Origin of the sequence: Archangium sp., assembly GCF_036388035.1 — a bacterium.
Lineage (GTDB): Bacteria > Myxococcota > Myxococcia > Myxococcales > Myxococcaceae > Archangium.
In genome coordinates this window covers 1-12,121 of sequence record NZ_DASVSO010000585.1, presented here as the reverse complement: position 1 = coordinate 12,121, position 12,121 = coordinate 1, and the positions used below count along the sequence as shown (strand labels likewise).

Genomic DNA, 12,121 nt, shown 5'->3' with positions numbered 1-12,121 from the left:
AATTCATGGGGCGGGTCATTCTCCTGTAGGGGGGAGCATCGCTCCCGTGGGGGCGTCCGGAGGGCGTGGCCCCCCGGACGTTCAGAGAATGATAGGTCGCATGAATTTTCGGATGCAACTCGACTGCGACATTGTGTTCACGGAATCAACTCCGGGGGCCCCCTTGACCTAGCCCCGGAGTCCTAGGCCTTCACCCGGCGGATGTCCGCTCCCAGCTTGCGCAGCTTGCGCTCCAGGCGCTCGTAGCCCCGGTCCAGGTGGTAGATGCGGGCGACCTCGGTCTTCCCCTCGGCGCGCAGGCCCGCCAGGACGAGGGAGGCGCTGGCGCGCAGGTCCGTGGCCATCACCGGCGCCCCGGACAGCCGCTTGACGCCCTTCACCACCGCCGTGTGGCCCTGGATGGTGATGTCCGCCCCCATCCGGTGCAGCTCCGGCACGTGCATGAAGCGGTTCTCGAAGATGCTCTCCGAGATGACCGAGGTGCCGGCGGCCACCGTCATCAGGCCCATCAGCTGGGCTTGCATGTCCGTGGGGAAGCCCGGGTGCTCGGTCGTCTTCACGTCCACCGAGTGGATGACCTTGGGCGCCTTCACCCGCAGGCCCCCGTCCTCGGCCGTCACGGTGCAGCCCGTCTCGCGCAGCTTGAGGATGACGGACTCCAGGTGCTCGGGCACCGCGTGCTTCACCAGCACGTTGCCGCCGGTGATGGCCGCCGCGACCATCAGCGTGCCCGCCTCGATGCGGTCCGGGAGGATGGCGTGCTCCACCGGCTTGAGCGACTCCACCCCGTCGATGGTGATGACGGAGGTGCCCGCGCCCTCGATGCGAGCGCCCATCTTGTTGAGCACCCGGGCGAGCTCCTCCACCTCGGGCTCGCGCGCGCAGTTCTCCAGCACGGTGCGGCCCTTGGCCAGCACGGCCGCCATCATCACGTTCTCGGTGCCCGTGACGGTGATGACGTCGAAGTTGACGGTGCCGCCCCGGAGCTGTTTGGCCCGGGCCTCCACGTAGCCCTCGGTGAGGGTGATCTCCGCGCCCAGGGCCTTGAGGCCCTTGAGGTGCTGGTCGATGGGCCGGGCGCCGATGGCGCAGCCGCCCGGCATGGACACGCGGGCGCGGCCGAAGCGGGCCAGCAGCGGGCCGAGCACCAGCACGGACGCCCGCATCGTCTTCACCAGGTCGTACGGCGCCTCGGGGGTAATGGGCCCCTCGATGGCGATCTCACACACGTCCCTCTTGCGCCCGTCGAGCCGCGCCGTCTCACAGCCCATGGTGCTCAGCACCTTGAGCATGGTGGTGACGTCCGCCAGGTCCGGCACGTTGCGGTAGACGTTCTTGCCATCCGCCAGCAGCGACGAGGCCAGGATGGGCAGCGCCGCGTTCTTCGCGCCCGAGACCGTCACTTCGCCCTGCAGCGGGCGGCCACCCTTCACGATGATCTTGTCCATCTGTGTCGTCTTACCCCTGTGGCCCGCTGGCCACGGGCTGTGTCCCAAAAGCGAGGCGATCCCGCCGCTCCAAGTCCTTCTCCACCCGCGCGTCCTCGTAACCCGCGGCCTGGAGCAGGGCCTTGACGGCGCCACCCTGCGTCTCGCCGATCTCCATTGCAAGCAGCCCGCCAGGCTTGAGGACGCGACGAGCCCCCTCGATGACCTTGCGGATGAGCACCAGCCCGTCCGGTCCGCCGTCCAGCGCCATGTGGGGCTCGCGGCGTACCTCGGCCGACAGGGTCGGAATCTCCCCGGAGGCGATGTAGGGCGGGTTGGAGACCACCACGTCGAAGCGGGCGTCCGGGGGGAGGGGAGCGTAGAGGCTGCCCTCCAGCACCGTCACCCGCTCCGCCACCCCCAGGGCCTGGGCATTCTCCCGCGCCAGCGCGCAGGCGTCCGGCGAGAGGTCCGTGGCCAGCACCGTGGCCTGGGGACGCTCGGCCGCCAGGCTGATGGCGATGCAGCCCGAGCCGGTGCACACGTCCAGCGCGGTGCCGGGGCCGTCCTTGGGCAGCTTGTGCAGGGCGGCCTCGACGAGCAGCTCCGTCTCCGGCCGGGGGATGAGCACCCGCCGGTCCACCTTGAAGGGGCGGTTGTAGAACTCCCGCACGCCGGTGAGGTACTGGGTGGGCTCGCCGGCCATGCGCCGCTCGATGAGGGCACGGAAGGCGGTGAGCTCCTCCTTCTCCATCGGCCGGTCGAGGTCCACGTACAGCCGTACCCGGGTCGTCTTCAGCACATGGGCGAGCAGCACCTCGGTGGTGAGCCGGGGGGCGTCCACACCCTTCTTCTCGAAGTGCTGCGTCGTCCAGGTGAGGAGCTTGCGGAGGGTCCAGGGCTCGCTCATGCGCGGTTGCCGGGGCCTCCGCCCACCTGCTCCTTGAGGGCCTCGGCCTGATAGTGGGTGCGGCAGGCGGTGATGACGTCCTCCACCCCGCCGGACATGATCGCCGGCAGGTTGTGCACCGTGAGGCCGATGCGGTGATCCGTCAGCCGGTCCTGCGGGAAGTTGTAGGTGCGGATCTTCTCCGAGCGATCGCCCGTGCCCACCTGGCCCCGGCGCATGGTGTCGCGCTCGTTGCGGATGCGCTCCTGCTCGATCTCATAGAGCTTGGCGCGCAGCATGCGCTCGGCCATGGCCCGGTTCTTCGTCTGGCTCTTCTCCTGCTGGCACTTCACCACGATGCCCGAGGGCTTGTGGATGAGGCGCACCGCGGAGTCCGTGGTGTTCACGCTCTGGCCGCCCGAGCCCGTCGAGCGCATCACCTGCATCTCGATGTCGGCCGGGTTGAGCTTGATGTCCACGTCCTCGGCCTCGGGCATCACCGACACGGTGATGGTGGAGGTGTGGATGCGGCCCTGGGTCTCGGTGGCCGGCACGCGCTGCACCCGGTGTACGCCAGACTCGTACTTCATGTGGCTGTAGACGCCGTCGCCCGAGAGCATGATGGTGACGTCCTTGACGCCGCCCACGCTGCCCGCGCTCAGGTCGATGATCTCCGACTTCCAGCCCTTGCGGTCGGCGTAGCGGAGGTACATCTGCATGACCTCCTCGGCGAACAGGCCCGCCTCGTCTCCGCCGGCCCCGGCGCGGATCTCCAGCATGACGTTCTTCTCGTCATTGGGATCCTTGGGCAGCAGCAGGACCTTGAGCTTCCCCTCCAGCTCCTCGCGCTGCTCCTTGAGGGCGGGGAGGGACTCGCGGGCGTAGGCCTTCTCGTCGGGGTCCGAGCTGCCAAGCCAGGCCTCGACCTCCTTCAGATCGCCGAGCACCTTGCGGTAGTCCCGGAAGGTCTCCACCAGCTTCTCCAGGGCGGCGCGCTCCTTGGAGACGCGCTGGAGCTTGGCCGTGTCGGAGATGATGTCCGGGTTGGACAGGTCGGCGGTGAGACGCTCGAACTTGCGCTCCACCTCTTCGAGTTTGTCAATCATCGGTATTGGGTCGGGGTTGTGCCCCGTTGTCTGGCCCCTGGCAAGGCCGGACGGGGTCGAGAAATTCCATGGACTTCCGGGCCCCGGGCATGAAAAAAGGGCGCTTCGCTGCCGCCAGTGCGGCCCACTTCCGCTAATACGGAGTACCAGAAGATGCCTGCCCAGAAGGGAAACCGCAGCAAGAAGAAGCTGTCCAATCGCGCTTCGACCAAGAAGGCGGCCCTCAAGCGCCGTCGCGCCCGCGAGCGCCGCAAGTAGTGGCCTGCCTGCCTCCTCTCCTGGTCAGCAGGGGAGGGGGCGAGCACCCCTTTCCCTGTGCCGGAGTCCCTTGGGGCGGCCTGTCGGAACAGCCTGAGGGAGGACCCGCCGAGCCCTCGCCGGTCGGGATGTCTTTACGTTGCGCCGCCGAAGTGCCGGCGCCTACATTGCTCCGCGAATTCATGGCCAGGGAAAAGGACAACATCGTAGCCTCCGACGAGCACAACTCGCGCGGCATCGAGCTCGCCGACCGCGGGTGGCTGGACGAGGCGATCAAGGAGTTCAAGAAGGCGATCGATCTCGATCCGGACTCCGCCCACGCGCACGACAACCTCGCCACCGTCTACGCCGAGAAGAAGCTCTTCCGCGAGGCGCTGGGCGAGTACCTCACCGCGCTCAAGCTGGAGCCGGAGAGCCCCACCGCGCACTATAACCTCGCCTGCTTCCTCTCCACGCACGCCGCCGAGATGGCCGTGACGGAGTACCGCGAGGCCATCGAGCTGGATCCCGAGTACCCCGACGCGCACCTCAACCTGGGGCTCACCTACGCCGACCAGGGCCGCATCGAGGACGCCATGCGCGAGCTCCAGACGGCCATCGAGCTGGATCCCCAGGACGCCTTCCCCCGGCACGAGCTCGCCGCGCTGCTCATGGACGAGGGGGACTACCGCTCGGCCATCAACCAGCTCAAGGAAGTGGTGCGCCTGGAGTCGGAGAACTTCGAGGCCCACCTGGACCTGGGCATCTGCTACGCGCAGAAGGGCTTCTACGCCGAGGCCGAGCGCTCGTACGACAAGGCGCGCGCCCTCAACGCCGAGGACCTGCTGCTCAACTACAACCTGGCCGCCCTCTATGCGCTCTGGGGCCGCCGGCCGGACGCCGTGTCCTACCTCCAGAAGGCCGTGGCGTCTGATCGCCAAAAAGTTCAGGGCTGGCTGGCCACGGATACGATGTTCGACGCGTTGAAGGGCGACCCCGAGTTCGAGGCGCTCTTCTGAGCGCCTGAGCTCCTTTATGGAATGGGTCTTCCTCGGACTGGCGATCCTGCTGGTCTTCGCGAACGGGTTCTTCGTGGCGACCGAGTTCGCCATCGTGAAGATCCGCCAGACGCGCCTGCAGGCCCTGGTGGACGAGGGGCGCCCGGGGGCGGCGGCCGCCATGAAGATGGTGGAGAAGCTGGACGCCTACCTCTCCGCCACGCAGTTCGGCATCACCCTCGCGTCGCTGGGACTGGGCTGGCTGGGTGAGCCGGCCTTCGCCCACCTGTTGGAGCCCCTGCTCAACGGCATCGTCCCGGCCGCGGCGGGCCCCACGCTGGCGCACACCCTGGCGGTGGCCTTCGCCTTCGCGATCATCACCTTCCTCCACATCGTCGTGGGGGAGCTGGCGCCCAAGAGCTTCGCCATCCAGCGCGCCGAGGAGACGACGATCGCGGTGGCGCTGCCCATGCGCCTCTTCTACTTCGTCTTCTACCCGGCCATCTGGCTGCTCAACGGCGTGGCGGGGTGGGTGCTGAAGGCCTTCGGGCTGCACTCGGCGCACGAGTCCCACGACGCGCACAGCGAGGAGGAGCTGCGCGTCATCCTCCACAGCTCGGCGCAGGCGGGCGCCATCACCACGCAGCGCGCCGAGCTGCTGGAGCGCTCGCTCGAGATGGCCCAGAAGACGGCGCGCCAGGTGATGGTGCCGCGCAACCAGGTGAAGTTCCTCGACGTGGAGGAGCCCCTGGACAAGTGCATCGCGGACGCGCGCGCCGCGGGCCACACGTGGCTGCCGGTGTGCCGGGGGAACATGGACGCGGTGGAGGGGGTGGTCAACGTGAAGGACCTCTTCTTCCTCCTCTCCAAGGGTGAGCTGCGCAGCCTCGCCCAGGTGCAGCGCCCGGTCGTCTTCATCCCGGAGCACGTGACGCTGGAGCAGCTCCTCAACGAGTTCCGCCGCCGCCGCCGGCAGATCGCCCTGGTGGTGGACGAGCACGGCGGCACCTCCGGGCTCGTGACGCTCGCGGACGTGGTGGCCGAGGTGGTGGGGGACGTGGCCGAGCTGGGGCGGCGCATGGACGAGGTGCGCTCGCTGCCCGGCGGGCGCTTCGAGCTGCCCGGTTCGGCCCAGCTCGATGACCTCGAGGACCGCCTGGATGTCTCCTTCGAGATCGAGGACGAGGACATCGAGGTGACGACGATCGCCGGCTACATCATGGCGAAGCTGGGGCGCATCCCCGAGAAGGGGGACATGCTCAAGCTGGACATGTGGCGCATCCAGGTGGAGGAGGTCGAAGGGCCCCGCGTGGTGCGTGTGACGGTGGAGCCCCAGTCGAGCCCGAAGCCGCCGGTGACGACGCCTCCCGAGGCGGCCTCCTCCTAGTCGCTTCCCAGCCGCCGGGCGCGGGGCTCAGCGCTTGTTCGCGGCCGGCTGTACCCGCGGCTTCGTCTTCGACGCCGGCTTGTCCTGCGCCACGGGCGTGGGGCGCTCCACCTTGATGAGCTCCAGGTCCGTGTTCTCCCCGGTGGCCACCTTCACGATGCCCACGTCGGGGGCGAACCAGATGAAGCTCTCCAGCGAGCGGCCCACGTTGGCCCGAGTGGCGCGCGCGGTGGTGATGTTGCGCACCTTCAGTGCCTTGAAGGTGCCCGCCGCCACGGTGATCTCCTCCTCGCCAACGACGGTTGCCTCCTTGTCGAACGTGGAAGCGAGCACGGGCCGCATGCCGCCCGGCAGCTTGGCCGACTCGGGCGGCCGCAGCTTCACCGAGAGGCTGTTCTTCCACGTCCCCCCCGGCACCATCGCCGCGGGCGCCGGCACCACCGGGCCCTCGGAGGACACCACCTCGACGTCCATGCCCGAGGCCGACAGCAGCGTGCCCTCGAGTCCTCCCACCCCGGTGCGCACCCCTTCCGCCCCGCAGGTGACCTCGGTGGTGCCCGCCTTGCCGCTCAGGTCCACCGCGAGCGTGCCGGTGAGGCCCTCGGGGGTGGTTTTCACCTCGCGGGTGCTCAGCGACAGCTCCGAGCGCCCCGCCCGGTAGGTGAGCTTCAGCCCCTCCTCCAACGGAAAGTACGGATTGGGACAGCTCGCCTGGGGAGCAGCCGTGTCAGACCCGGCTGCTATGCCGTCCGGGGCCGCTCCGACGAGGAGGGAGAGAGCCAGCAGGGGCTTGAGCGTAGGTCGCCTCCAGAAATGGTTGAGGAAAGGTAGGGTTTATTCCCTCCCCTACAACCCCCCGGTCGCCAGGTCGGTGGGAGCCATGCCTGCCTGCTCGCCTATGGTCATGCATGGCAGGGTCATGCTTGATCGGTTGCGATCCAGCATGCTACTCGTCTGATCGCTCCGAAGCCGATTTCTCGGCCTCCGGATCGCTTCCTCCCTCGTCCGCACACCTCACCGGGAGCCCGTTTCCCACCATGCGAATCAAGCGTCTGGACATCACCGGCTTCAAATCGTTCATGGAGCGCAGCGTCTTCACGTTCGATGACGGCGTCACGGGCATCGTCGGCCCCAACGGGTGCGGCAAGTCGAACGTGGTGGACTCCATCCGCTGGGTCATGGGCGAGCAGAGCGCCAAGAACCTGCGCGGCCGCGGCATGGAGGACGTCATCTTCAACGGCTCGGAGTCCAAGCCGCCCCTGTCCATGGCCGAGGTGTCGCTCACCTTCCACGTGGACGACACGGACACGCTCCCCGCCCACCTCTCGGGCCTCACCGAGGTCACCGTCACCCGCCGCCTCTTCCGCAGCGGCGAGTCCGAGTACCTCATCAACAAGACCATCTGCCGCCTGCTCGACATCACCGAGCTCTTCCTCGGCACCGGCGTGGGCACCAAGGCCTACTCCATCATCGAGCAGGGCCGCGTGGGCCTCATCGTCTCGAGCAAGCCCGAGGATCGGCGCCACCTCATCGAGGAGGCCGCGGGCGTCACCAAGTACAAGTCCCGCCGCAAGGCCGCCGAGCGCAAGCTGGAGGCCACCCAGGCCAACCTCCTGCGCGTCACGGACATCACGAGCGAGCTGGAGCGCCGCCTGGAGAGCCTCTCGCGCCAGGCGAAGAAGGCCGAGAAGTACAAGAAGCTCAAGACGCGCATGCGGGAGATCGAGCTGCACTCGGCCTCGCACCAGTTCCTCGGCCTGCACGCCGAGTCCAAGGTGCTCCAGGAGAAGCTCAACAACCTGGGCGGCGAGGAGCGCGAGGGCCTGGAGAAGCTGCGCGAGCTGGAGGTGGTGATCGCCAACCGCCGCGCCGAGCAGGAGGCCGAGACCGAGGCCCTCCAGAAGCTCTCCGCCGAGGTGCACACCCTGGAGAGCGCCGTGCAGCGCGCGGACCAGGACCTGGCCTACTGGCGCAAGGACCTGGAGGAGACGAGCGCCCGGGTGGCCCAGTCCGAGGGCGAGCTCAACGCGGTGAAGGCCCGCCAGAGCGAGGTGGCCGACACCATGGCCGCCCGCGAGGCGGAGCTGAGCAACATCGCCGGCTCGTGGAAGGAGGACGAGGTCGCCATGAAGGTGGCGCAGGAGGAGCTGCGCCGGGTGACCCAGCTCCAGGCGGAGATCTCCCTCCGGCTGGAGCAGGAGCGGGCCGCCGTCGTCACCGTGGCGAGCCGCCTGGCCAACCACGAGAGCAACCTCGTCAACCTCGCCCGCCAGAAGACGGACCTGGAGTCCCGCCGCGCCCGCAACCGCGCCGAGGCCGACTCGCTGCGCGAGCAGGAGAAGCAGCTCGAGGACGTGCGCCAGCAGGTGGCGCGCCGGGTGGAGGAGAGCCGCCACCTCTCGCACGAGCTCGCCGAGCGCAAGGGCCACGAGGAGGAGGCCCTGGTGCGCACCCGCCAGGCCTTCATGGAGAACGAGGTCCAGGTCATCGGCCTGCGCGAGGAGCTGAGCGACAAGCGCAGCCGGCTGGCCTCGCTGGACGCGCTGCAGAAGGACTACGAGGGCTTCGACAAGGGCGTGCGCGCGGTGATGGTGCGCGCCGGCGAGGAGTCCCGGGCCCAGGGCATCTTCGGCCTCGTGGCCGACGTCATCTCCACCACGCCGCGCTTCGAGCGCGCGGTGGAGGCCGCCCTGGGCGAGCGGCTCCAGCACGTCGTCGTGGAGAGCCGCGACAAGGGCGTGGAGCTGGTGGAGTACCTCAAGTCCGCCATCGAGGGCCGGGGCAGTTTCCTGCCGGTGCCCCCGCCCGAGCGCGTGCCCTCCGTGGTGCAGCCGGACCTGTCTCGGCCCGGCGTGCTGGCCAGCGCCTTCTCCGAGGTGACGTGCGAGGAAGCCCTCAAGCCCGTGGTGCAGCTCATCCTCGGGGACGTGGTCATCGTGGAGGACCTGGCCGTGGCGCGCGCCTATGCGAGCGCCGAGGGCACCGTGTGCACCATCGTCACCCTGGACGGTGAGGTGTTCCGCCCGGACGGCACCGTCACCGGCGGCGAGCGCGAGGGCGCGATGGTGGGCGCCCTCCAGAAGAAGCGGGAGATCGCCGAGCTGGCCGGGGAGGTGGCCCGGGTGGAGGAGCGCTACAACGAGATCCTCACCCGGCACTACACCCTGCAGAAGCAGATGGGCGATACGGAGGACGTGCTCCGCGGGCTGGCGAAGAACCAGCACGCCGAGGAGCTGAGCCTCGCCAGCCAGGAGAAGGACCTGCACAAGGCGAGCGAGGACCTCGCCCGCGTGCGCGACCGCCTCCGGGCGCTGGACGCCGACGAGTCCCAGCTCTCGCACATGTACGACGGGCTGGCGCACGAGGAGGAGAACAGCCGGGGCGAGGTGGCGCACGGCCAGGCGGACCGCGAGTCGCGCGAGGAGCGCGTGAAGCAGCTCGTGGGCGAGCTGGAGTCGCTGCGGCAGCGCGGGGACACGGCCACGGCGAACCTCACCACCCTGAAGGTGAAGGTGGCGGCCGGCGGCGAGCGCGGTGAGTCGGCTCGCAAGGAGCTGGAGAGCCTGCTGGCCCAGAAGGAGGAGATGGCCAGCCGGGTGCGCAAGCTGGAGACCACGGTGCGCGACGGCGCGGCCCGGGTGACGGAGTTCGAGCGCCGCATCGCGGAGACGGACGCGCTGCGCGGCAAGAAGGCCGAGGAGCTGCGCCTGGCCTCCGGGGTGCTGGAGTCGCGGCGGAGTGCCCACGGCACGGCCTCGAGTCAGGTGCGCGAGCAGGACACCATCCTGCGCGAGCTGCGCACGAAGATGGAGAGCGTCACCCAGGGCCTGTCGCAGATTACCCTGCGCGAGCGGGAGATCGCCCTGGAGCTGGAGCACCTGGTGCTGGGCATCCGCGAGCGGCACGGCCTGGAGCTGCAGGAAGAGGTGCACCGCTACCACATGCTGCCGTCGCTGAGCGAGGAGGCGGAGCAGGAGCTGAAGGAGCTGCGCGCCCAGGTGGAGAAAATGGGGGAGATCAACCTCACCGCCATCGACGAGCACGACGAGCTGGCCAAGCGCTCCGAGTTCCTGCTGACGCAGAAGAAGGACCTGTCGGAGTCGATGGAGAAGCTGCAGGAGGCCATCCGGCGCATCGACGCGTCGAGCCGCGAGCGCTTCAAGCAGACGTTCGACATCGTGAACGAGAAGTTCCAGGCCATCTTCCCGCGCCTGTTCGGCGGCGGGCGGGCGAGCCTGGTGCTGACGAACGAGGGGCAGGCCGGGGAGCCGGGCGTGGAGATCGTCGCGCAGCCGCCGGGCAAGAAGCTGCAGAGCATGAACCTGCTGTCGGGCGGCGAGAAGGCGCTGACGGCCGTGGCGCTCATCTTCGCCATCTTCCTCATCAAGCCGACGCCCTTCTGCCTCCTGGACGAGGTCGACGCCCCGCTGGATGAGGGCAACGTGGGCCGCTACAACGACATGGTGAAGGAGATGAGCAAGCAGTCGCAGTTCATCCTCATCACGCACAACAAGCGGACCATGGAAGTGGCGGACACGCTGTACGGCGTGACGATGGAGGAGCCGGGCATCTCCAAGCTGGTGAGCGTGAAGCTGCGCGCGGCCAACGCCGCCAACGACAACGTCACCGCAGCGTAAGAGCCCCCACGGGTTTGAATCCCGTCGGAGACAACTTGGGAAGCCCAGCAATCTCGAGGGGTTGCTGGGCTTTTCTTTTGCCGGGTCGAGGCGCTTGGAACCAGCTGTCTCCTCAGCAGACAGGAGAGCTGCCCCTCGGAAGTAGAAAAATTTTTACGCGGAGCGAGGCATTTGAAACGCCAACGCTGGAGGCGTGTGCACTCGCTATGAAACGTCCACTCATCGCTCTGTTGTTACTCTGTGTTGCGTTGACGTTCATTGGCTGTAAGCCCCAGCAGTCGTCGGATCAGCCGGGAGAAGGCACCGGCGGCAACTCCTTCGTCGAGCTCGGCAGTGGCAGCAGCCCGCTGAAGCCGGCCCCCAAGGTGCGCTCGATCACGGTGTCTCCGAGCAGTACCGCGGTCCCCGTGGGCCGCACGGTGCAGTTTACGGCCAAGGGTGTCCACAAGGACGGCACCACGGTCGATCTCACCGACAGCGTGACGTGGACCTCGAGCGACACGTCCATCGCGACGGTGAGTGGCACGGGCCTGGGGACTGGCGTCGCGGTCGGTGGGCCTGTCACCCTCACCGCCACGTTCGAGAAGATGAGTGGCACCGCCCGGCTCATCGTCACGGACGCCGTCCTCTCCTCCATCGCGATCACGCCCGCGGTCGAGTCGGTGCCCGCGGGCATGACCCAGCAGTTCACCGCCAGCGGCATCTACAGCAACGGCACCACGATTGATGTCACGGACAGCGTGACGTGGACCTCGAGCGATACCTCCATCGCCACGGTGGACGGCACGGGCCTGGGCAAGGGCGTCAGGGTAGGGGGGCACGTCACCCTCACCGCCACGCTGGGCAACGTGAGCGGCACGGCCCAGCTCACCGTCACGCAGGCCGTCCTCACCGCCATCGCGCTCACCCCCGCGACCGCGTCGGTGCCCGCTGGCATGACGCAGCAATTCACCGCCAACGGCAGCTACAGCGATGGCACCACGGTGGACATCACGAACAACGTGACCTGGACCTCGAGCAATACGTCCATCGCGACGGTGAGTGACAGAGGCGTGGGCAATGGCGCGGCGCCAGGTGGGCCCGTCACCGTCACCGCCACGCTGGGGGGCATGAGTGGAACGTCCCAGCTCGACGTCACACGAGCCGTCCTCACCGCCATCGCGGTCACCCCCGCGACCGCGTCGGTGCCCGCTGGCATGACGCAGCAATTCACCGCCAACGGCAGCTACAGCGACGGCACCACGGTGGACATCACGAATACCGTGACGTGGACCTCGGGTGACACGTCGCTCGCGACCGTGGATGGGACGGGTCTGGGCATCGGCGTCGCGGCCGGTGGGCCTGTCACCCTCACCGCGACCCTCGACGACGTGAGCGGCTCGTCCCAGCTCACCGTCACCCAGGCCGTTCTCACTTCCATCGCCATCACTCCCGCGGCTG

General features: G+C 68.5%; 8 protein-coding genes. 4 read left to right on the top strand and 4 right to left on the bottom strand.

The window, feature by feature from the left end; translation table 11 throughout:
• Positions 1–182: 182 nt before the first annotated feature.
• The 3 genes from murA to prfA are packed head-to-tail and all read right to left on the bottom strand — an operon-like array spanning position 183 to position 3,422.
• Positions 183–1,448 (bottom strand): UDP-N-acetylglucosamine 1-carboxyvinyltransferase, encoded by a 1,266-nt coding sequence (gene murA, locus VF697_RS23905; RefSeq protein WP_331098763.1) that lies wholly within the window; start codon positions 1,446–1,448, stop codon positions 183–185.
• A 10-nt stretch (positions 1,449–1,458) separates the two neighbouring features.
• Positions 1,459–2,337, bottom strand: a complete 879-nt coding sequence (prmC, locus tag VF697_RS23900) for a peptide chain release factor N(5)-glutamine methyltransferase (RefSeq protein WP_331098761.1) — start codon at positions 2,335–2,337, stop codon at positions 1,459–1,461.
• Positions 2,334–3,422: a peptide chain release factor 1 gene (prfA, locus tag VF697_RS23895; RefSeq protein WP_331098760.1), complete on the bottom strand. Its 1,089-nt coding sequence runs from the start codon at positions 3,420–3,422 to the stop codon at positions 2,334–2,336. The genes prmC and prfA overlap by 4 nt, the downstream gene beginning before the upstream one ends.
• A 440-nt stretch (positions 3,423–3,862) precedes the next feature.
• Here prfA and VF697_RS23890 point away from each other — a divergent pair, with 440 nt between their 5' ends.
• Entirely contained in the window at positions 3,863–4,678 is an 816-nt protein-coding gene (locus tag VF697_RS23890) for a tetratricopeptide repeat protein (RefSeq protein ID WP_331098758.1), read from the top strand.
• Between the two features lie 16 nt (positions 4,679–4,694).
• Complete coding sequence (locus VF697_RS23885) at positions 4,695–6,044, top strand: hemolysin family protein (RefSeq protein WP_331098756.1); 1,350 nt, start codon at positions 4,695–4,697, stop codon at positions 6,042–6,044.
• A 27-nt stretch (positions 6,045–6,071) separates the two neighbouring features.
• On the opposite strand, the gene VF697_RS23880 is transcribed toward VF697_RS23885, so the two are convergent.
• Positions 6,072–6,728 carry a hypothetical protein gene (locus tag VF697_RS23880; protein ID WP_331098754.1) on the bottom strand — a complete coding sequence of 219 codons (657 nt, stop codon included), beginning with the start codon at positions 6,726–6,728 and terminating at the stop codon, positions 6,072–6,074.
• A gap of 353 nt (positions 6,729–7,081) precedes the next feature.
• Between VF697_RS23880 and smc the strand changes: the two genes are divergently transcribed.
• Positions 7,082–10,681, top strand: a complete 3,600-nt coding sequence (gene smc / locus VF697_RS23875) for a chromosome segregation protein SMC (RefSeq protein WP_331098752.1) — start codon at positions 7,082–7,084, stop codon at positions 10,679–10,681.
• Positions 10,682–10,929: 248 nt separating this feature from the next.
• Positions 10,930–12,121 (top strand): Ig-like domain-containing protein (locus VF697_RS23870; protein WP_331098750.1); only part of this gene is annotated, 1,192 nt, incomplete at its 3' end.